Source organism: Streptomyces sp. B5E4 (assembly GCF_039871555.1).
Taxonomy (GTDB): domain Bacteria; phylum Actinomycetota; class Actinomycetes; order Streptomycetales; family Streptomycetaceae; genus Streptomyces.
Window position 1 is genome coordinate 1 of record NZ_JBDPMI010000057.1, and the last position, 21834, is coordinate 21834.

Below are 21834 nucleotides of genomic sequence, written 5' to 3' on the forward strand. Positions count from 1 at the left end.
CGGTGTCTCAGCAACTCCGAACTGCACCAGAGGCCCTGTCTTCATGCACGGCCACGGCAGAATCACCCGCCCCACCGGCCACTTTCGATCACACCGCACTCAAGATCGATAGGACAACGGCTTCTGACCTGGCGTCCGAGGTCCTCCAACACTCACTGAGAGGCTTGACCACCGAGCCCGGCCGACCGTACGCGGGCGTACCGGGATCGGCGCTTCCGGCGGACTCCTTATCGCCAGGCAACGCACGGACCGACCGCCCGCACCCGCCCATCGGTGGCGCTGTGCGCCCGTCTGCGGGCCGCTCGGCGGTCCATCACCGCCCAGTTGCTCGCCCCGCACGCTGCCGGCACCGGCGAAGCGGAGCTGCTCAGGATCGTCATGGAACTGGCAGAGCGTGGCCGGCCCGGGTGAGGGGGCGCCTGCCGCGCGTAGCGCAGAGACGTCCGGATGCCCTCTTGCCCGTCGCGCCCTGTCCAGCGGGATCGAGTTCCTCGCTGGGCGCCGACTCCGAACTGCGCGAGTGCAGGGCCGGACAGGATCGCGCCAAGCAGGTGAGCACTGGTCAGGTCCGCGCAGTGCGGGTTCTTTTGAGCCGTTGGAGCGTTGTCTGACGGCTGCCCAGCACTACCGGCGCCACCGGCACCAGGAGTTCCTGCGCTTTTTGAAGACCATCGACGCGGCCGTCCCGAAAGATCTGGACCTGCACCTGGTCCTGGACAACTACGCCACCCACAAGACCGAAGCGGTCAAGAAGTGGCTGCTCCGCCACCCCCGCTTCCACCTGCACTTCACCCCCACCTCCGCGTCCTGGCTGAACCTCGTCGAGCGCTGGTTCGCCGAGCTGACCCGCGGCAAACTCCGCCGCTCGGCCCACCGCAGCGTCACCGAGCTCGAACGCGACATCCGCGGCTGGATCAACGAGTGGAACAAGCAGCGACGACATCGCGCTGCTCCTCGTCTCCTGCACAAACCCACGTCTCTCCGAGGGGCCTGGATAACCTCCCTTCGTCTCAGTCGGATTTGATACCCCTCGATCTCGAATATCGCGGGTGGCGTCACGCCGTGTGCGGTGTGGTTGCCTGACGCGATCAGATGCAGGGGAGTTGGGGCACAGACCCGCCTCAAGCGCTCGGCTGCCCGCCGGGGGGTCCCCCCTGACATGAGACGACGTGAGAGTGGTGAAACGGCACACCCGTCGATCATTCAGGACCTCGTTCGATACCGGAACCAAGATCCCTGACGACGGACCTGTGCCCGACTCGGCGTGCGGGGGCGAAGCTCCCGCTGCAACCGCGACCGGATGGTAGGCAGGTGCGCGGCGTGGACGTCAGGTGGCGGGAGCCGTGTAGCAGGCGGGGCGGTGGCCTGAAGACGGCCTTGGCAATGCTGGATGTGATGAGAGAATCCAATTTGTCAGGGACATGCAGTCATGCGCGGTAGGTCCCACCCGGTTCCGACTCCTCGTAGGAGGAAGACGTGAGCACCGAGCGCACCAACCCCCTCAGACGCACTGCCCAGCGCTTCCGGCGGCCCATGACGGCCCTGACCGCCCTGGCCGTGCTCGCCCTGCCGGCCGCACTGGGGCTGGTCGGCCCGCAGGCGGCGCAGGCCCAGCCGCGGACGTTCAGCGCCACCGAACTAGCAGCGGCAGGTGACGCCGTCCTCGCCGCCGACATCGCCGGAACGGCCTGGGGCGTCGACCAGGCGACCGGCACCGTCCTGGTCACCGTGGACGAGCGTGTGTCGGCCGCCGAGATTGCCGAGCTGCGCAGAAGCGCGGGCGCACAGGCCGACGCCCTCACCTTCGAGCGCACCGCCGGCACCTTCAGGCCGCACCTCCAGGGCGGAGAGCCGGTCTGGAGCACTGCCGGCCGCTGCACTGTCGGCTTCAACGTACGGGTCAGCAACGCCGACTACTTCGTGACCGCGGGCCATTGCACCACCGGCTTCCCCACCTGGTACACGAACTCATCGCTCACCACGCTCGTCGGACCGACCGCGGGGAGCAGCTTCCCGGGCAACGACTACGGCATCGTCCGGTACACCAACCCCGCGGTGCCCCGGCCCGGAACGGTCAACTGCAACGGCACGATCATCGACATCACCGGCCCTGCGAACCCCGCTGTAGGCCAGAGCGTCTCGATGGCCGGCAGCGCCACCGGCTGCCACGGCGGCGGCATCACCGGCGTCAACGTCACTGTCAACTACGGCGATGCGATCGTCAGCGGGCTCATCCGCACCACCCTTTGCTGCGAGCCCGGCGACAGCGGCTCCCCGGTGTTCACCCTCACCGGGGACGGCACGACGGCGCTGGCCGTCGGGGTGATCTCGGGCGGCTCCGGCAACTGCACCTCAGGCGGTACGACCTTCATCCAGCCGATCAACGAGATCCTCTCCGCCTACGGCGCCGTCCTCACCTGATCGATCCGACCCCGCCCAGACCGCCGGCACCGGGCGGGCCGGGCGAGTTCGCAGCGCCGCGGGCGCCAGGTTCTGAGCGGCGGCGTGGTCGAACGCGAAGAGGGTGCTGCTTCCTGGTCACGCTCGGCAAGGACGCCTGGTGGCTCACGCTGCCGTTGGGGAGCCCTGGCAGGTGGTCCGCGATCGTCCGGGTTGTGGCAGCCCTCGAAGATCACCCGTTCAAGGTTCCCGAACCTTGAGAAGGCGCACCGGTCGGCCGAGAACACACATTGGTAAAGCTGCAGATGCCTCAGAGCAGGTGGGCCTCCTCGTTCCTCCGCAAGCCACGCGTTCACATTGCCCCCGACCAGGGTCAGGTTCGTCACGCCGGTCATGCCGTCAAGTTCTCGCATTGGATGGACCGCTCCGGAGTGCTCGTAGTTCAGCGTCAGACCCGGCAAGCCGGCGAGGCCGGAAAGCAGGCTCAGATCGGAGCTCTCGTCCACTCCGTGCAAGCCGAGGAAATCCAGCCTGGACAGCAACTCCGAGGCCCTCAGAGCGGTAGCCTCGGAGCATCGGAGGGTGAGAGCTGTCAAGCTCCGGAGTTCTTCCAGGACCTGCACCCCGGTCAACCGCGCCTCGCCGTATAAGTGGACCGCTTCAAGGTCAGGATGCGCTCGGAGCGCAGACAGGTCACATTCCCTTTCCAGCCGGCTCATGACCAGGTGGCGCAGCGGCGGAATGCGTGCGAGGAAGGTGAGGTCGTGTGCAGGGGTGCGGACTTCGAGAAAAGTCAGGGACTGCAGCCGATGTACGGCGTTGAGCTGACCGGAGTGGCTGACCCACACGTAACGGCCGGGCAATGGCAGAAAGTTCAGGACGCGCTCGCTGTAGGCGTTCGGCTCGAAGTAGTCCCATGCGCGGATGAGTTGCTCGATGACCTCACCGCGCCCGTCCCCTGCATACCCGTTGAGCAGCTCCAGCGCCTCCGCGCCCCCGACGAGCGCCACCGTGCGCACTGTCTCCACCCCGGCCTTCGTGCTCAGCTCTTCGAGCGACCGCGGCAGCCGGCGTAACAGGGCTGGCCCGACAGCCGCCAACGCCGGCGGGTCCGTGTCCCGGCGCGCCGGGAGCAGCGTGTTCACCGCCTGGTCCAGACGCTCCCCGAGCTCTTCCGACATCGACGGCATCGTCTCCTGGCAGGACGCTGCCAGCAGCCGCAGCGGGCGGGCGTGCCGGGGCTCGTCGTCCGCGCGGTCGAGGATGCCGTTCAACAGCTCTTCGCGCTGGCGGGTGTTGGCGTGACCTGCGGTCATGACGACGGTCTCGCGCCAGAGGTCCAGATGGGCACGGCTGACCAAGTTGCCGATGTGGTCCTCCTCGGCAGCCTCCTCCGCGGCGAGGTATTCCTGGAAGGTGCGGTGGACGAAGTCCAGGCGTCCCTCCGCCGGGGAGCGGAGGATGCCGGAACGCTGGCGCAGTTGATCCAGGAGCCGGCCACCGTCGATCCCGTCCAGATGCCGTAGCGACTTGAGCGTTGCCGTGACGTAATCGGCGGCGCGTTCCAGCTGGATCTCGCTGCGGTGGTTGTCGGAGAGCTTCCAGGCGAGATGCCGCAGAACGACGAGCTTGTCGCCCAGCGAAAGCGTGGCGTCCACCGCGCTCGGCACGTTCCGCTCCACGTCGCGTTCGTGGACCAGGGTGTGCAGGGCATGGCGGTAGAGTTCCATGCGGTTCCGGGGGAGTTGGCGGCCGTGACTGAGGTGCATGGCGCAGAGCATCGCCGCCAGTAGCGGCGTGCTCGCCAACTGATGCAGATGCGGGCGCTCTTGGAGGTTGGCCAGCAGCGACAGCTCGTAATGCGGCAACTCGTCGGCCTGGCAGGGTAGTTCGTCGCCCAGCTCGCGCACCGCCAGGTGCCACTGGCGCACGAACGCCGCCAGCTCGGCGGGAGTCATCCGGTCCAGATGGACGGCGATGAAGTCCTCGCTGCGCAGCCAGTCGGCGCCGGCCGCTGCCGGGCGGGAGGTGACCACCACCCGGATCCCGCCGTACGTCCGCAGCAGACGGCGCAGCCACTCCCGCATCGCCCGGCGGTCCCGTTCCAGGAGCTCGTCCACGCCGTCGATCAGCAGCAGAACTCCGCTGCCTTCGAGCTGCCGCTCCACCCACCCGCGGGGCATCACCCCGGTGATGGTGCCCGCGACGCCGTCGAGCATGGCCTCCAGCCGCGGAGGCGTCCGGCCGCTGTACTCGCGCAGCTTGACGAAGATCGGGGTGAGGCCGTTCCACGAGGCCAGCTCACCGGTGAAGGCGCCACGCGCCGCGGTGATGGCCAGCCAGCGCAGCAGCGTGGTCTTGCCGGAGCCGGCCTCGCCGCGCAGCAGCACCCGGCGACGGCCGCTCAGCGTGTCCTCGATGCCGCTCCGGGGTCTACCGCTGTCCTCCCAGTAGCTCATATCGGGTCGCACCATCTGCAGTGAGCGGCCGGCACTCGGCCGCTCACCCTCGTCGCCGCTGGCGCGCAGGCTCACGTACGCCACCGAGAGCTTGATCCTGGGCGCGGCGGCCTGGTCGGACGCCTGCCGGAACAGCTCCACCTCGTCCAGCTCCCGGCTGACCAGCTCCAGGTAGCGGCGGCGAAATCCGGCGTCCTGGTCGGTACCGTCGGGGGCAAACAGCGAGCGATCCGGGAGGCGTTCGAGGATGCGCGCCACTCCTTCGCCGATCCCGGCGGTCCGGGCAAGCAGCTCGGCCGCGGCCCGCTCCTCGAACGGCGGCAGGCTGCGCACGATACGGACGTAGTACTCGACGCACTCGGCGAAGAGCGCCTCGTACAGCCGGGTCTCCGCCTCGTTCAGGCCCACCGGTGCCCGCGTGGAACCGGTGATCTGCCGGACCAGCTCCGCGGACCGGGCGTTCGCTGCCAGCAGCGCCTCGTCGGAGAGGTCGGCCCCGGTGAGAGTGATGCAGACGGCATCGACGACGGCTTGGCGTCCGCCCTCGTCGAGCTGCTGGAAGGCGTGGCCCAGATGCGGCTCCAGCCGGTCGTACACGGCGTCGGCGATCTTCTCGAACTGGCGGCTGACCTCACGCCGGGGCCGCAGCCCCGCCACCCGTGTCCGGAGCAACTCGTCCAGCTCCAGCCACCGCTCCTGCTCCCGCCGCCGGCCGCCCAGCCACAGCCGCGCCGCAGCGGTGGCAACCGTCTGCCCCAGTCGTAACGCCGCCGCCTCCGCGACCATTCATCCCCCTCGCCGCAATATTCGGCCGTGTTCTCAGGCGAAGAGCTCGCCGCGGTTGAGCGCGGCCATGAAGTCCGTCCAGCCGGCGGTGGAGAAGACCAGCACCGGGCCGTGGGGATGCTTGCTGTCGCGTACGGGGACGACGGGCAGTCCGTCACCGACCTCCACGCACTCACTCCCGTCGGTGCTGCTGTGGCTGGACTTGTGCCGGCGGACGGGCGACGTGTCTGTGTTCGTCATCGCTGTCTCAGCCCTTCCAGATAGGCACCGATGCGGTCGCCCGACTGCTCCGGCGACAGGGCATAGCCCTTGAGCCAGATCATAAGCGCGAACACCCTCGCTGATGTCGGTGGTGTCCGACTTCATCTGCCCCTGGACGAGGCTGAACAGCGTGAACGGACTTCCCAACCCGCAGTGGGCGGCGACACCTTCGGGGCACCACATGGATCACGCAGCGCGAATGTTCTCCGGCGAAAGCAGGCGCTCCAAAGGCGTCGCCCCTGGTGCGCAGCGCTCTGCGAGGCAATGGCGGAAGGACGTGACAGCGGTCCCCAGGGGATGCAGCGTCTCTGGCCACTACCTGTGGGGCGCCGACGCACTGCGTGACGACGTCCGCGACGCAGTTGGTCAGGCGCCGTGCTCATGCGCTGGCCAGTCAGCTCCCGGCAGCTCCTGGAAGCGTCTGCTGGGCGACTCCGGCCTCGCCGGCACCGGTGTGAGCACTGGTGCCGGCGCATTTCCGTCCTCCCGCGCTGGATCCGTAGCGGAAGGCAACGCCCCCATCCCGCACCCACCCCGGCCACCGGTACGGGAGCCGTCTCCGGAGCCGGCGATGGCTCCTGGCCTCGCGGGAGCGCGGCAAGGCCGCCGACACTCCCCATCCGGTGAAGCTCGGCTGGGGGTACGGCGGCCTCGTCGCATCGGCGGTGTCAGGCCGATCGCTCAGAGGGCGCCTTGGCGCCAGGGCCCGGTGATCGCGAACGTGATGCCCGGAGACTGGATGTTCACGAACAGCCAGTCGCCGTGCTTCGGTTCGAACACCGAGCCTGCCCACTCCGAGCCCCGGTGGTCGGCAGCGGTGACGTTCTTGCCCGCGGTGCCGCCCCGCAGGTCCACGTTGTTGGCGGCGAAGCGGAAGATCTCGCCGTCGGTGGTCAGACCGTGGACGTACTCGGTGCCGTCGCCGTCCTCGCAGAGCACCAGGCCGCCGCGCGGGCTGACACACATGTTGTCCGGTGCGTTGAGGACCTCGGCGCCCGGTGAGGCGAAGAGAACCCGGAATTCGTCGGTGGCCGGGTTGAGTTCGAAGACCTGGCCCTGGCGGGAGGGACCGCCGTCGGTCGTGATGACGTAGATGCGGTCGTTGCCGTACCAGGCACCCTCCAGGCGGCTGAACACGGCTGCGCCGTTCGCCTGCGCCTGGAGTCGCACCGTGTCAGTCGCCGGGTCGACGTCCTCAACGGGCACCCAGGAGACGGTCCCGTACTCCTTCTCCCCGTCGGGGCGGGTGTCGTACGACGTGCTGCCGATACGCAGAGCCTCCAGCCGGCCGCCCTTGGACAGATCGCCACGCACGGCCGGGACGAAGCGGTACAGGGATGCGTCGCCGCGGTCCTCCGTCTCGTACACGTAGCCGGTCGCCGGGTCGACGGCGATCGCCTCGTGGTTGAACCGGCCCATGGCCTTGTAGGGCTCGGGATTGCCCTTGCCCTCCGAGGCCACCTCGAAGGTGTAGCCGTGGCGCTTGCCGGCCGTCGTGGAGAATGTCTCCTCGCAGGTCAGCCAGGTCTTCCACGGGGTGGGCCCGCCGGCGCAGTTGCGGATGGTGCCGCCCAGGCTGCCGTAGGACTCCAGCCACTGGCCGGCGTCCGGATCGAAGACCAGGGTGGTGGTCCCGCCACCGGCCTCGGGGTTGTAGGCCGGGGCGGTGAAGGCGGGCCCGGCACCGCGCTCGTGGTTGCGGACGAGATGCACCTTGTCGCCGTAGCGGAAGGCCGCCATGCCGTCGTGTGCACTCGGGGTGCGCACGCCGTCGTCCATGAGGTCGTTGGTCCAGCCGTAGGAGATGTATTCAAACCCACGGGGCAACTGCAGCAGTTCCAGGCCGGTCGCCTGGTCCTTCACCGGGCTCAACGGGCCGTACCCGGCGTCGAATTCGAACTTGACCGGCGCGGCCGCCGCGGTGCGCGCGGCGAGGGCCTGGAAGGGGACGGAAGCGGCGGCGGTCACGGCCGCTCCGCGAAGGAGGGTGCGTCGTTCGAAACCGGGACCCGTGGGTCTTTCAGCGGACATGCCTGTCATGGGAAGTCCTCTCGATGCAACGGACCGGGGGCGACGCCGGTCAGCCTAGGAACGAACCCTTGCTCCGATTCCCAACAGAAAGTGATCGTTGGAAGAACCTCTGCCAAGCCACCGGGCGGCAACCGCCGGGGTGCCACATCGCCGCGGTCGCGGAAACCGACCTGCTCATCCGGGCCCGCGACGACGACCGCACCCACCTCGGGGCCCTCTCGTCCCCTCGTGCAAAGCCACGCCGAACCGCTAGGAAAGGCCGAGCTGGGCCATGCGCACCTACCGCGCCCACGCGATCGCTCCCGCCCCCGATGCGGTGTCGTACGCCCGGCCCGCCAGCGCAGTCACCCCGCCGGTCGGCGCGGTGACCGGTTACCACCAGCGGTGCCGGTCGCCGCGGACGCGCCGCCGGCCGAGCGGCTGCGTCGGGGGGGGGTTGTTGGGAATGGTCGGTTGGGTGGTGGTCGAGTGTGGTGGCGGGTGGTTGCGTTGGGCGGGTTGGGTGGGTTTGGGGGTGTCTGGGGGTGCGGGTGGGTGCGGTTGGGTGGTGGTGGGGCCGGTGTGGTGGTATGAGTCGGTGCAGGTCGGCAGCAGTGCATCGGACTCCACGTCGGGCGTGGGGCGGGGGTTGGTGTCCCGGGGGGTGGTGTGCAGCAGCCGGTCCAGCGTGGGTGAGGACAGGGCTGTGGCGCAGGCAGTGGCGGGATATCTGGACGGGGTTCTTGGCCAGGAGACGGGTGTGGCGGGGGTGTATGTGGGTGGGCTGTACGTCCGGATCGGGGAGATGCTGCAGGTGACCACGGTCACCGGCGTGCCCCGCAGGCTGGCTCAGCCGTGGTCGCGTGTGGTGCTGGTAGCCGAGTCGGCCCGTTCGCGGGCGCCGGTGTGGCTTCGTGGCCAGCAGGTGTTGGCTCGCTGGTTCCTCCGTACCGTGCTGGCTGGGCTACGTTGCGGTGTGAGGTGTCGGCTGCGGGGAGAGCGGACGTGTCGAACGGGCTGCGATGGATAGCGACCGGGTACGAGTTGGGCTACACCTTCACGCTGTGCGAGGGCATCGGGCCGCGTGAGTTGCTGGTGCGGATGGGGGCGGAGCTCGAGCACATCCACGAGCTGACCGGTGACGCGGTCGCCGAACTCCAGGTGTGGCCGGAGGAGGGACGCCTGGGTGGCCTGGATTTTCTCGATGGGCAGGACGAGGCGCTCGTGGCGCGCCTGACGGAAGCAGGATTCCTCTTCCATCCAGAGGTAATCGTCCGTGTCGGCATGGTCCCCGGCTGGGCCTATGCCATTGAGGACGTCTCCAGCCGTGCCACGGCGTTCCTGCCGGCGTTGTCGCGCGGCACGCGCGCGTACACGGTGTTCCGCAGTGTCAATGCCGAGCACCAGATCGGCTACGCCCGTGAGGGCCAGGTGCTGGCCTATGACGAACCGGGGATGCCGCATCTGGGAGGCGTGGGTGCACAGGAGGGGGTACCGGGCTTCGTCTACTCCGGTGAGGAGCTCGCCGACGTCGCCTTCCTGCGCTTCTTCGAGCGCGAGCACGGGATCTGCATCGTGTGGGAGGACACCCGGGCCCCGCTGCCCACCGCGGCCTTCGCACAGGCCAGTTGCTGATCTCCTCCCGGCCATCCAGCAGTGATGAGCCGTGAGTGGTGCGGTCGTACTCACCGGACGGCAGTAGGGAGGCGGGGGTTGTCCTCCGCGGTCTTTGGCGGGCGGCTCGTGTGATCTCGTGGCTGTGGCTCCTTTTGCGTGATGGGCCGGTGAGGGTGCCCGGGGCGCCCGGGCCCCCGTCGGCGCCCGCGCAGACCGTGGCGTCCGGGTCCTCGGCTCCGGTGCGGCGCAGCCGCTTGCGGGCGGCCGGCGGCGCGGGTTCCCGGGCGCCCTTCCATCGGAACCCGGGCCGGGCGCCGATCCAATCAGCTGCGAATACCGCAGCCTTCCCCTACCGACTCTTCACCAGTGCGCCCGAGCCGCCGCCGAGGGGATCGTCCGCCGCGTGACTGGGGGGAGGGGGTGGTCACCTGAACGGCCCGCACGGCGGCGGCCGGTGGTGGGCGGCGGGTCAGTGCGTGCGGTGCCGGATGCGGGGGGAGAGCTGGAAGTACATCGGGCCGGTGGTGTGCGTGTTCAGGGGCTCACCGAAAGGCTTTCTGGTCGCGGCGTCCCGGAACCGGACCGTTCCCTCCTCGCTGATCTCCACCGCCAGCAGCGGGCCGTTGGACGATCCCGCCACGGTCATTCCCCCGTTGGCGGGGGCGGTGAAGGGCTGACCGGCCAGCCGTCCGGTGGCCGTGTCCCACACCAGTGTCGTGTTGTCTTCGCTGTTCGCGGCCACCAGGGAGCCGTCTGCGGAGAACGCCGCCTCCCAGGTGACGTTGGTGTGGCCGGTCAGGGGGGCGCCCACGGCCTGGCCGGTGGCCGGGTCCCAGAGCCGTACCGTCCAGTCCCTGCTGCCTGTGGCGACGAAGCGGCCGTCGGGGGAGAACGCCAGCCGCAGCACCGCGTCGGTGTGGCCCGTCAGCGGTTCGCCGAGGGGCTTGCCGGTGGCGGGGTCCCACAGCCGTATCGTGCCGTCCACGCTGCTCGTGGCGAGAAGCCGGCCGTCGGGCGAGAAGTCCACCCCCGCCACGCAGTTGGTGTGGCCGGTGAGGGGTTCGCCGACGGGCTCGCCGGTGGCCGTGTCCCATAGCCGTACCGTCGAGTCCAGGCCGCCCGTGGCGAGGAGGCGCCCGTCGGGGGAGAACGCCACGTCCTCCACGGTGCCGCTGTGGCCGGTGAGGGGTTCGCAGACGAGCAGCCCGGTGGCCGTGTCCCACAGTCGCGCCGTTTCGTCCGTGCTGCCGGTGGCGAGAAGCCGGCCATCGGGAGAGAACGCCATCCGGAACGCGGAGCCGGTGTGGCCGGCCAGGGGCTGGCTGACGGGCCGGCCGGTGGCCGGGTCCCACAGCCGCACCGTACCGCTGTTGCCGAGGCTGGTGGCGAAGAGGAACTCGCCGGGCGCGGGCGCGGCGGTGAGGTCCGGCTCGGTGGGCGGGGGGAAGCCGCGGGAGTGCGCGGATCCCCCGGACGCGGAGGCGGTGTCCAGTCGCCGCAGTATCCGTGCGAGGGCGGCGGCGTCCCCGTACCGCCGGCGGGGCTCCTTGTGCAGGAGCGAGCGTACGAGGTCGTCCCAGTCGGCGGGGATGCCGGCCCGTACCGAACTGGGGGCGGGCGCCTCCTGTGTGAGGTGCGCGGAGAGGTAGCCCAGGGAGTCGGGAGCCTCGAACGGCAGGCGGCCCGTGATCAGTTCGAAGAGGAGGCAGCCCAGGGCGTAGAGGTCGCTGCGCGGTTCGGGCAGGCCGCGGGCCTGCTCGGGGGCCATGTACTGCGGTGTGCCGACGATGAGGCCGGTCCGGGTGAGGCGGTCCGCGGTCACGCTGCCGTCGGCCGCGCGCGCGATGCCGAAGTCGAGGACCTTCACGTTGCCGGCGGGCGTGATGAAGATGTTGGAGGGCTTGACGTCCCGGTGCATGATCCCGTTGGCGTGTGCGTCGGCGAGTGCGTCGCACACCTGCGCTCCCCACCGGGCGGCCTCCGCGGGGGTTGCGGCACGCCGTGCCAGCTTTGCGTCCAGCCCCTCGCCCCGGATCAGCTCCATCACCAGGAACGGCACCTTGTCGCCGTCGTTGTCGGCTTCGCCGAGGTCGTGCATGGTGACGATGTGGGGATGCTGCAGCCGGGCGGTTATCCGCGCTTCGCGCAGAAACCTCGCGCGGGCCTGGTCACCGCGACTCCCACCGCCGGCGAGCAGGGAGACCAGCTTGACCGCGACGGGCCGGCCCAACGTCTCGTCCTGCGCCTCCCATACCTGCCCCATGCCCCCTTCGCCCAGTTCCCGCACCAGCCGGTAACGGCCCCCAACGAGCTGGTCTCGCACGGCTCTGCCCCCCATCGGATGCTGACGCTCCCCGCAGCGCCCGAGGTCCGTCGGCTGCCGGTCCAGCAGCGGGCCACGAGCCTAGCCTGCCGCAACACGGCGGCCACCGTACGCGATCCGGGAGCCGCACCACCGCAGTGACCCCGCCGCCGACCGGGCGTTCACCGGGTGCAGCCCCGCACACCGGCGACGTACACGCGAGGAAGGACATGGCCCCGGGTCCGACGGACGTTCTGCGCGAAGAGTTCGCCGCAGCCCTCGGCGACGGGAGTCCCAGCCCGTGGGGCGCGGCCTTCGCCGCCGTGCCGCGGTACGTCTTCGTCACGGAGCTCTACGTGCAGAGCGCCCACGGCGAGTGGTACCGCGTCACGGCGTCGGACGACGGGTACCTGCGGACGGCCTACTCGGACACCGCCCACTGACCCAGCTCGACGCCCGCGGCGTCCCCACGCCGTCCTCCAGCGAACCGGGCCTCATGCTGACTTCGTGGAGCCCTTCTACGTCTTGAGCAAGAAACGCACAGCGGCGTCACGCGTGGGCACGGGACGGGTCAGCAGCGCGCGCTTGAGTCCCTTGACGATCTCACCCATGCCCGCCTCCGCGTCCTCCGCCGCGAGGCTGGTACGCGGCGGCCGTCTGCTCTCCCCGATCTCTCACACCAAGCCGCTCCGCCCGGCCAGTTCAGGCGAAGCCAAGACACCACCGCGAACCCTCGGCTGAGGAGCCTGAAGCAGCCGAAGCCCGAGGGGCCCCTTACGGGGCAACTGCGCCAACCGCCGTTTACGGGATCCGTACGTGTTTGGTACGCGAAACGTGCGCTCCACGCTAGGGTTGCGGGACAGGAGGTGCTGCATGTCCGAGTTGTTCGACCGGGTCGACGCACTGCTGGCGTCCCGGTGCCCGCTGCCGCCGCCGACGGAACGCAAGCGGCTGCGGAAGGCGCACGGCTTCACGCTGGATGAGGTGGCCGCAGCCCTGGAGGTGCGTCGGGCGACTGTCAGCGGCTGGGAGTCCGGCAAGACGGAGCCCAGGCCCCCGGAGCGTGACGCGTACGCGCGGCTGCTCAGCAAACTCGCGGAGCTCTACCCCGCCGACCCCAACGCCGCGGCGCCCGCGAAGGGCACGGCCGTTGCCGAGGCGTTCGCGAGCACGCCCGCCCCGGCGCCGGAAGCAAAGATCAGCCCCGCAAGCTCCGCGCCTGAGGTCGCGGGCATGACGGCCGAGCAGAACACCCAGCCCCGCCCTGCCGCCGACTCCGCTGCTCCCGCGGCCGCGTCGCGTCCGGCACGCACGGCCAGGACGTCGTCGGCGTCGCGCCGTCCGGCTGCGAAGAAGGCCGCCCGCCCAGGTACCTCGGCTGGCGGCGCCGATCCGCGTTTCGAGAACGGTCCGCTCGCCGTCGTCGACGTCGCCGACGGCCAGGCGTACGCGTACTGCGTCGGCGGCCTGGTCCTGGACGTGCCCGCCAAGTCCCTGCCGTCCCTGGTGGACTGGACGCTGAAGGAGGCGAAGCTCGGGCAGCCGAAGCTGTCCGGTCCGGGCAAGCCGGCCGACCCGCTGCTTGTACTCACCGAGTCCGCGCTGGAGCGCTACGGCCTGCCTTCCGCCCTGAGCGAGCAGGAGCGGCTGGCCGGGCGGATCCCGGATGGCCACAAGGTCATCAAGCAGATGACGCGCGCGGAGTGGCAGCTGACGAAGAGGGGCTTCGGGCCGTGGGCGCGGATCTACCGCCCCGCGCAGGGTTCGGACCGGTCCTGCGTGCAGTTGTGCATCCCGTCGTGGGGCGCGCTCGACACCCGGCACTGGGCCGACGCCGCCCAGCTTCCGCCGGCCGAACTCGCGCGGCTGCTGGGCACATATGCGGCCCGGGTGATGACGCCGCGCGGATCGACCGCCGTGACCGGTCTGGAGCTGATGACCGCGCTGCACCCGCCGACCCGCGCCTCCGAGCCGGACACGACGGGTAAGCGGCGCTCCGAGCACAACCCCGGCTCGCTGGGCAAGGATCCGGTGGACTGCGCGCCGTGCGAGGCGCCCGACGGGCACCCGGTCCTGGCGGACTTGCCGCGCTTCCACCAGCGCACCCCGGCGGAGGTTCTGGTGGAGGAGGCGTATGACTGGGCGCGCCCGCTCACCGACGCCGAATGCCTTCGCCCTCATCTGGTGGGCATCGACGTGAACATGGCCTTCGCCGCCGGCGCGAACGGCCTTAACGTCGGCCTGGGCGCGCCGTCGCACGTCAAGAACCCCGTCTTCGACGCGAAACTGCCCGGTTCCTGGCTGGTCGACCTCTCCCATGTCGACCTGTCCCGCGTGAAGGTGGCCAAGGACAAGTGGGAGGAGCTGGATGGCGCGCTGCTGCCCAGTCCGTTCACACCGAAGGGCGAGCGCCCGGAGGGGCCGGCCTGGTACGCGACGCCGGCGGTGGCGTACGCGGTGGAGCTCGGCTACGACGTCACGCCGATCGAGGCGTGGGTGCGCTACGACAACGGCCGTTACCTGGACGGCTGGTACAACCGGCTGCGCGATGCCTACCTCGCCACGATGGCCGACCTCGGCGTGCACGCGGACATGACGCCGGCCGACTTCCTCGCGGCGATGGACGGCTACCGGCAGTGTGACCCTCAGCTGGCGATCGTGGTGTCCGCGATCAAGGCGACCGTGAAGGGCGGCATCGGCAAGCTGCGCGAGCGCCCGCGCGGGGAGGGCTGGAAGCCCGGGCAGCCGTGGCGGGCCCTTGCCCGGCCCACCTGGCGCCCGGACATCCGCGCCGCCGTCATCTCCCGCACGCGGATCAACATGCACCGCAAGATCGTCAAGCATGCCGCCTTCACCGGGCAGTACCCGGTCGCGGTCCTCTCGGACTGCGCCGTCTACGTGTCCGACGGGCCGTCGCCGCTGGACTTCCTGCCCTACCGGGACGGCAAGCCGCTGCCGGGCGGTTTCAAGCTCGGCGTGAACCCCGGGCTGGTGAAGCACGAGGGCACCCAGAGCGTGCTGTGGGGCGAGGGGGTGCGCGAGCAGTTCAACGCTCCGGAGCTCAACCTCGCCCGGTACATCAAGGACGGCACCGTTACCGATCAGGACACCGGGGAGTAGGTAGACCGCGATGAGCATGTTCGGGGACGGCCTGGACGCCGCGGTGCAGAAGGCGTTCACCCGCCCGGTGCCCAAGAGCGCGCCCGCGCAGATGCGGTACCTGGTCAAGCAGCTCAAGGGCACCAAGGCGGTCGCCCAGATGCTGCGGGTCTCGCAGCGCACGGTGGAGCGGTACGTGAAAGACCAGATCAAGAAGCCCCGCCCGGACCTCGCCGCCCGCCTGGAGCGGGAGGTGAAGAAGAGGTGGCAGCCGCAGATCCGTGCCCAGGCGCGGCAGAAGGCGGCGACGACCGGCGGCATCGTCATCGACACCCGCGCTCGGATCGGCTACACCGCGCCGATCGGGACGACGGACGAGGACCGCCTCCGGCACTTGACCGTGGCGCTGCCGCCGCAGTACGCCGCCCGCCTCTTCGACGCCCAGGAGCAGGGCGCCAGCGACCAGCAGCTCCAACAGATCGCCGCCGAAGCGCTCAAGGAGATGTACTTCCAGGACAACGGCCGCCGCGCCGGCCAGTTGGAGGAGGTCCGCTTCACCGGTATTGAGCACCTCGAGTTCGACCTGTAGATCCCGAACAGCTGCGAGCCCCGCCGCCCGTTCGTCTGCGCGCCCGTCAACTCCAGCGCCTGGAACTGCTTCGGTGGCCTCGCCGATGTAGTCCAGGTCTGTCCTGTCCATCCGTACGTGAACCCCTCCCACCCCACCGGCCTGGCCGAGGCGCGAGCAGAACGGCTGGTGGCCAATCAGTCGCTGTACGGCTAGCTGGGCGCCCCCGAGCGGGAAGCGCCCGGGGGCCCCGGAGCAGCGCCTGAAGGGCTCTCAGAGGGCAGTCTGTGGCCTCTTGTTGTGGGCGCTAGCGGAAGAAGGCCAGGGTTACGCAGCGGGGCTGGCGGCCGGAAGAGCAAGGTGGTCGGTCGGGTCCGCCGTCGTGCTGGCACGGAGGCGGCCGGGCATGCGGGTTGTGAAGCTGAGGCGTACCCCCATCCCAAACAGTAGTTATCCCAGTTGACCTTTCACCTGGTCTCTCACTTGGATCTGTCACATGGCCCTTTCAGCGGCTCTCCCATACACCCGCTGGGGTGTCCATGATCAGCCGCTGGGGCATCAGCTCTTGTGAGGCTGGTTCGTTTGGGGTTGGAAGGCTCAGATGGCTACCTTCTGGTGCATGAAGACGACGACGCCCGCCAAGCGGGACATGCAGGAGACGGCCGCGACTGGGAGGGACACGCGTACGGCGGTCCTCGCCCGTTCGATCCGGGCCAACGTGCCGCTGCGTAAGACCTTCGTTCAGGCGAACAAGGGGGCCGCCAGCCGTCATGGGCCACTGAAGGACTTTGTGACCGGGAGGGATCTGCGGGGCCTGAAGGCCTACCTGATCATTGTGGCCGCGTGCAGCAACGGGGACAACGGCTGGTCGACCACGCACGACAGCGCGGTGTGGGCGCGGCTGATGGACATCCACGAGACCGCGACCGACCAGTCCGCCCGTACCGGTGCCTGGCGGGCCCTGCGCCGGCTGCAGGCGCGCAAGCTGATCGACTGCAGCCGCAGCGGAACCATGATCACGGTCACTCTCCTGCGCGAGGACGGCACCGGGAAGCCCTACGACCGCCCCGTGGGCGACACGGAGGAGAACCGCTTCCTGCAGATCCCGGCCACCTTCTGGACACTGGGCCGGGACGAGGACTTGGACCTGCCGGCCCTAGCCCTGTTCTTGGTCGTCGCCCGGGAGAAGAACTGGTCCACCTTCCCCGCGGAGAAAGCCCCCGAGTGGTACGGCTGGTCCCCCGACACCCACGAACGCGGGCTGAAGAAGCTCGTCGCCCTTGGGCTCGTCGAGCGACGCGAGCGCCGCACCAAAGCCCCGCTCTCCCCACTCGGCTTCACCACGGCCCACCAGTACCAGCGCACCGCCATCACACGGCCGCGCAAGCCCAGGAAGACGGCCGCACCCGCTGGGCGGTGATCCCGGTCGTCTTGCAGGCCTCAACCCCGCCGTCTCGCACTCTGCTACCTGCCCGCCACCCCGTGATGCAAGGGGTGCGGCGCCTCATGCTCCGCGTTCCGCCTGCGGACTGTCCGCAGGCATCCCAGGGAGGGAACCTTCATGTCCACCGCTACCAACCAGTCCCAGCAACCGCCGGCCACGCAGCCCTCGGGCACGGACCCCGTGCTGCTCCTGGTGCTGGGAATTGTCTTCGTCCTGGCGCTGGGCGCCACGCTCTACCTGTGCTTGGTCCACCCCTCGTTGACCGGGCCGATCGGGGCGGTGGGTGGGGTGGCCTCGGCGCTGGTTGCTGCGTTCGCGGTGGCGTTTGCCCTCCGCCGGCGCTGATGACCGGTGGGCTGAGCCGCTGAGATCGCCGACCGCGTCCACGCCGTCGTCCAGACCGTCAAATCCCTGCACCCCCGGCCCCCATGCGCTAGATCTGCTGACGGCATGAGGCACCCAGGACGCTTGTCCTGGGTGCCTGGCTGTGTACGTCGCTGACCATCCGATTCACCGCCCGGCCGACTGGCGGCCCTCACGCCCACTCCACACCGAGTTCCGCGAGTACGGCGCGCTGGGGCTCGGCGAGCTTGTCCCGGCGCTGTTTCTGGTTGGCGTACCAGACACCCAGTTTGTGCTCATGTTTTTGGCCGTCGACTACGACGGTTTCGACATGCCCCCGCGGTACGGCTTTCTGGGCACCCTCGCGGTCGATCCACTGGGCGAGGGCCTCAACACCCCGCTGGAAGGCCGCCGACAACTTCCCGGCGCTCTTGGCCACAGGGGCCGGTGCAGGCCGCTCGGCGGGTGTCACACCCAGTACGGTCAGCCGTTGCCGCTGCTCCTGCGACAGTCCCGTCCAGGATTTCGCCTGCTGCTGGATCCACCGTCCCAGATCGTCGCCCTCGAACAGCACGCCGGGCTGGATCTCGGGCAGGCTGCCGTCGGCGTCGACCAGGTCGGTGAGTACGCGGTAGTGCCGCTGCCAGTCCAGTGGCCAGGGGCAGTTCCAGTCCGGGTCGATCGCCGTCAGCTGCGCCGCGCGCTCCCGGGCCCGCTCCGGGTCCTTCCCGAGGCCGCCCTTGCGGCGGAGGTTGGCCATGTGCTGCCCGATGGGCATCATCGTCTCGCCCTCGCCCCAGACCGCATCCTGGCGCGGGGCCAGGTGCCCGGTGGAGTGCCGGTACGACCGAAGGACGGCGAGCTTGTTCTCCCACGCCTCTTCCCCGGGCTCCCACACCATTCCGGCCTCGGGCGCGTCCAGCAGCTCCTTGCGCCGCTCCTCCAGCTCTCCTGCACGCAGCGCCTTCCTCTGCTGGTGCACCCATCTCCCCAGCGGGAAGGCCTTCGTCGCGCCGACCTCGGTCTCCGTGTCGTAGGGCACGGCGTAGAGGCCGGTGATCTCGTTCTCCGCCCGCCAGCGGATGAGGGCCTGGTAACCCTCCAGCCACACCAGCGAGTCCGGCCGGTACACCCTCGTGCGCAGGAAGGCCGCGATCGTTGCCGCGTCCCGGGGAGTGCTGAAGCGGAGCAGGGCCGATTCGGCGGCGGCCTGGGTGTCGTCGTGCTCCTGGTCCTCGCCGTCACCCGCGCCGTCGGCGCCGACGATCCGCCCGTCTTCGTCACGCTGGAGGTGCACCTTGCGCTTCCCGCTGCGGAGGGCGCGGGAGGCGAGCTGCTCGACCAGTCGCTCATCGTGGCTGCGCAGGCCCTGGAGCACGGCCACGAGCGGCTTGAAGCTCGCGCTGGCCACCATGTCGGTCGGGTCCTCGTCCGGCTCCAGGAAGACCGGCACGGTGATCCTGGCCACCTTGGTGGAGCCGTCGCGGTTCAACCTCAGCGCGCGGCCGATGTTCTGCACGATCTCCACCTGGGAGCCGCGGGTGTCGGCGAAGCAGATCGCCTCCACCCCGCGCTCGCCGGTGATGTCGACGCCTTCCCCGAGCACGCGAACCGAGGCGAGGAACGCCCGGTGTACGCGCCGGTTGTTGGCGTCGATGCCGTTGGCGAACTGCCGCAGCACCTCCCGGCGTTCGGACACCAGGTGGTCGCCGCACAGCCACGCCGACCAGACCCGGTCCGGCGGGACGTGGCGGCCGGCCTCCAGGCCGTAGAACTCCGCGTCGATCGACGACGCGGGCAGTTCCTTCTCCGCCTTCACCATCGTCTCGTCATCGGTCTCGGTCATGTACAGCTCGGCAGCGGTCCTCGGCAGCGCCTCCGCGAAACCCGCAGCCTCTTCCACCTTCTGATGGAAGGTCATGACCGTACGCAGGTTGTACGCCGCCGCGTGCTCCAGGAGGGCGGTCTGCAGCAGGGCCAGGCGCCGGCCCCGCCGTGCCTCCTCCGACTCCCCGAGGACGGGCGAGGGGTCGCGGATCTCCAGGACGTCGATCTCGAACGGGGCGAGGATCTCCCGCTCGATCGCCTCCGAGAGCCCGAGCTCGGCCAGCCACGGCCCGTAGGTCTCAGAGTCCTGGCCCATCGACGCGACTTCCAGCTCCTGGCCGTCCGCGCCCTTCTGCGGGCGGGGCGCCGCGAGGATGCGCGGGGTCGCGGTCAGGTACAGCCTGAAGTCGGCGGGGATGCGGGCGTTGTCGTGGATCGCCGCCCAGGGCCTGCCAAGATCACCTGCCGTACCGTGGGCTTCGTCGACGATGGCGAGCGAAAAACCGTCCATGCGCTGCCCGTACAGGCGCTCTCCGCCCGCCAGAGCGGCCTCCAGCGGCCCGCGAACGCGCCCTTGGCCCGCCGGGTCGTCGAAGTCCTCGCGGTCCACTAGAGAGGCGTACGTGGCGAACACGATGACCGGCCCGTGCCCGGCCCACAGGGCGAGCTGGATCGGGTTGGTGGTGGTGCGCACGCCCAGCTCGTTCAGTACCGGGTCGTTCTCCAGCGAGCACACCGCGACCACGGGCGAGCGGTGACCGACCGCCCGCCATGCCTGGGCGGTCTGCACGAGCAGGTCCAGGGTCGGCACGGTCACGAGGATCCGGCCTTCGGGGAAGCACTCCAGTGCGCTCGCGGCGGCCGTGATCGTTTTGCCGGACCCGGTCGCTGACACGATCGTGCCACGGGCACCCTGAGGGGGCACAGATGACCATGCAGGGAATCCGACCCACTTACGGAAACTCGACTTCTGGTCGATCTGGTGTTTCTTGAGCGGGATCCTGCTCATCGCCCGTCCTTTTCGCTCGTGTCGTACAGCCAGCTGTTGTGAAACCTTTCCAGTGCGGTTTCCTCTTGGCCGTGCTTTGCTCAGATCCCTTCGAGCCAGAGCGGGGTCGTCTCGATCCTCTCGCACAGCGCCAAGAACCCGGGCAAGTCGATCAGTACGAGCTCGCCCGCGAACATGCCGCCGGTCCCGTAGCGCCGCCACAGCCGCGCCTGGTGCTCGTGCAGGTACGCGTCCAGCGTCTGCGGGTAGGTCTCCGGCTCCGCCAGGTGCACGGTCCGCAGGGCGATGTCCACGAGCTCCCGGGACGACTCCTGGTCCCACTGCTCGGAGCTGGTGCCGGTCACGGCCGCGTAGTGCTGCTCGCACACGGCGAGGACGTGCTCGATGAGCTCCGCTGGGGGCTCGCTCTCCTCGCCACGAAGGGAAGGCCGGCCGACACCCATGTGTCCATCGGACAGGGCGCGCAGTTCGTTGGTGTGGGCGCTTGCCTCTACCAGGTCCAGGCCGTGGTCGGCGAGATGGGCCAGGAGCAGGCGGGACAGGACCTCCCTGTCCCGGGCGTGCAGCTGAGCGTTGTCCTCTCCGCTGTCGGGGGAGACGATCGCGCGAGTGAGAACGGTGTCGAAGAAGAACTCGGAGAGGACTCCGACCAGCTCCGGGCGGGCAGATGCCGACTGGTCGTCCAGCGCGGCAACAGCGGCGTCCATGACTGCAGTGAGGAACCGCCCGTGGGCGCCCTGCAGTTGACGTGCCTCGCTCTGCGGGCTTTCCTCGACGGCCTCCACAACGCGGTACAGGCCCTGGTCTCCGTAGAGGCCACCCGGCTTCTCCTTCGCCCGGCGCACCTTCGCTACAGCCTCCTCAACCGACCGCGCGTAGGTGTAGTTCGTCACCGCCGAGGCCCCGGGGTGCGCCGGGTCAGTCCGGTGCGCCACGATCCGATAGCGGATCAGCTCGGAATCGGGCTCCACCGCCCCACCTCTCGCACCCTCCGACGGTCTTGCAGCGCCTGGCGCCAGCGGTCCGCCCGCGCGTCGCGCTCGGGGGAGTAGGCGTCCCACGCCGTGCCGCCCGTCAAGTTCCAGATGCGCCTCAGCTCGTTCCGCCGAACAGCAGCCAGCCACTCCTCTGCGCTGAGCGGCCTTGGCTGGTCCTCGCGGCTTTCCAGGCCACCCGCACCCACCAGCCGCTCGTGGATCTGCTCCGCCGTCAATCCGGTAACCTCACGCTGGATTTCCTCCCGCGCCTTGAGGCGCATTTCGACGCTCAACGAATTCAAATCGTTGCCTCCTTCACGACCCCGCCCATGCGGTTGGGTGGTGTCTCGTGTTTTCGCCAACGATACATGCTGCATCAACCTGATGCAGCCACTACACTGGAACCCGACACGAACAGCGACTCCTCCCCTTTGCAGCCATTGTGGCCCGCGGCAGCGGGCCCAACGGCTCTGGAGGCGCAGCCGGAAGGACCGTTGGGCGGGGGAGCGCAGCGGACCCGCTTCAGACTGGAGCGAAGCGGAGCCCGGACTGGCGGGGCAAAGCCCCGCCAGTCCGGGAGCGAAGGCGGACGACTATCAACCTCGGTGCGCAGCACCGAGGTTGTGCGGGTGGCGCAGCCACCCGCCAGCGCTCCCCGCGGAGCGGGGAGCGCAACACCCGTGCGCAGCACGGGTGTTCGCTTGCACATCGCGCAGCGATGTGGTACCCGCTC

The 21834-nt window shown here is 69.8% G+C and carries 14 protein-coding genes and 1 pseudogene; 8 read left to right on the forward strand and 7 right to left on the reverse strand.

Annotated features, from left to right (window positions below):
- Positions 1-520: 520 nt before the first annotated feature.
- Both ABGA99_RS36015 and ABGA99_RS36020 read left to right on the forward strand, forming a co-directional pair.
- Positions 521-916: pseudogene (locus tag ABGA99_RS36015) on the forward strand (IS630 family transposase); the annotation flags it as partial.
- 560 nt (positions 917-1476) lie between these two features.
- Positions 1477-2421: a S1 family peptidase gene (locus ABGA99_RS36020; RefSeq protein WP_347581767.1), complete on the forward strand. Its 945-nt coding sequence runs from the start codon at positions 1477-1479 to the stop codon at positions 2419-2421.
- Here the strand turns inward: ABGA99_RS36020 and ABGA99_RS36025 are convergent.
- The 3 genes from ABGA99_RS36025 to ABGA99_RS36035 all read right to left on the reverse strand — a co-directional run bounded on the left by ABGA99_RS36025 (position 2400) and on the right by ABGA99_RS36035 (position 7874).
- On the reverse strand, positions 2400-5645 hold the full coding sequence (locus ABGA99_RS36025; protein WP_347581766.1) for an NACHT domain-containing protein: 3246 nt from the start codon (positions 5643-5645) through the stop codon (positions 2400-2402). The two genes, ABGA99_RS36020 and ABGA99_RS36025, sit on opposite strands and share 22 nt — an antisense overlap.
- A 33-nt stretch (positions 5646-5678) precedes the next feature.
- The gene (locus tag ABGA99_RS36030; RefSeq protein WP_347581765.1) at positions 5679-5885 is read right to left on the reverse strand and encodes a DUF397 domain-containing protein; all 207 of its coding nucleotides are present in this window, start codon (positions 5883-5885) and stop codon (positions 5679-5681) included.
- Positions 5886-6587: 702 nt separating this feature from the next.
- A complete protein-coding gene (locus tag ABGA99_RS36035; RefSeq protein ID WP_347581764.1) occupies positions 6588-7874 on the reverse strand; it encodes an alkaline phosphatase PhoX in 1287 nt (428 codons plus the stop codon).
- A gap of 1047 nt (positions 7875-8921) precedes the next feature.
- Between ABGA99_RS36035 and ABGA99_RS36040 the strand changes: the two genes are divergently transcribed.
- Positions 8922-9551, forward strand: coding sequence for a DUF6461 domain-containing protein (locus tag ABGA99_RS36040; protein ID WP_347581763.1), 630 nt, complete (start codon positions 8922-8924; stop codon positions 9549-9551).
- 451 nt (positions 9552-10002) lie between these two features.
- On the opposite strand, the gene ABGA99_RS36045 is transcribed toward ABGA99_RS36040, so the two are convergent.
- Entirely contained in the window at positions 10003-11796 is a 1794-nt protein-coding gene (locus tag ABGA99_RS36045) for a serine/threonine-protein kinase (protein ID WP_347581762.1), read from the reverse strand.
- Positions 11797-12065: 269 nt separating this feature from the next.
- Here ABGA99_RS36045 and ABGA99_RS36050 point away from each other — a divergent pair, with 269 nt between their 5' ends.
- The 5 genes from ABGA99_RS36050 to ABGA99_RS36070 all read left to right on the forward strand — a co-directional run bounded on the left by ABGA99_RS36050 (position 12066) and on the right by ABGA99_RS36070 (position 17291).
- Positions 12066-12278 (forward strand): hypothetical protein, encoded by a 213-nt coding sequence (locus ABGA99_RS36050; RefSeq protein ID WP_347581761.1) that lies wholly within the window; start codon positions 12066-12068, stop codon positions 12276-12278.
- 430 nt (positions 12279-12708) lie between these two features.
- Positions 12709-14955: a helix-turn-helix transcriptional regulator gene (locus ABGA99_RS36055; protein ID WP_347581760.1), complete on the forward strand. Its 2247-nt coding sequence runs from the start codon at positions 12709-12711 to the stop codon at positions 14953-14955.
- Between the two features lie 10 nt (positions 14956-14965).
- Entirely contained in the window at positions 14966-15523 is a 558-nt protein-coding gene (locus ABGA99_RS36060) for an XRE family transcriptional regulator (RefSeq protein WP_347581759.1), read from the forward strand.
- A 598-nt stretch (positions 15524-16121) separates the two neighbouring features.
- A complete protein-coding gene (locus ABGA99_RS36065) occupies positions 16122-16922 on the forward strand; it encodes a hypothetical protein (RefSeq protein ID WP_347581758.1) in 801 nt (266 codons plus the stop codon).
- 141 nt (positions 16923-17063) lie between these two features.
- Positions 17064-17291: a hypothetical protein gene (locus ABGA99_RS36070; RefSeq protein ID WP_347581757.1), complete on the forward strand. Its 228-nt coding sequence runs from the start codon at positions 17064-17066 to the stop codon at positions 17289-17291.
- Positions 17292-17481: 190 nt separating this feature from the next.
- On the opposite strand, the gene ABGA99_RS36075 is transcribed toward ABGA99_RS36070, so the two are convergent.
- The 3 genes from ABGA99_RS36075 to ABGA99_RS36085 form a co-directional block, all read right to left on the reverse strand.
- On the reverse strand, positions 17482-20124 hold the full coding sequence (locus ABGA99_RS36075; RefSeq protein WP_347581756.1) for a Helicase associated domain protein: 2643 nt from the start codon (positions 20122-20124) through the stop codon (positions 17482-17484).
- A gap of 80 nt (positions 20125-20204) precedes the next feature.
- On the reverse strand, positions 20205-21095 hold the full coding sequence (locus ABGA99_RS36080) for a hypothetical protein (protein ID WP_347584261.1): 891 nt from the start codon (positions 21093-21095) through the stop codon (positions 20205-20207).
- Entirely contained in the window at positions 21074-21403 is a 330-nt protein-coding gene (locus tag ABGA99_RS36085; RefSeq protein ID WP_347584262.1) for a hypothetical protein, read from the reverse strand. Before ABGA99_RS36085 ends, ABGA99_RS36080 begins: the two co-directional genes overlap by 22 nt.
- Positions 21404-21834 lie beyond the last annotated feature (431 nt).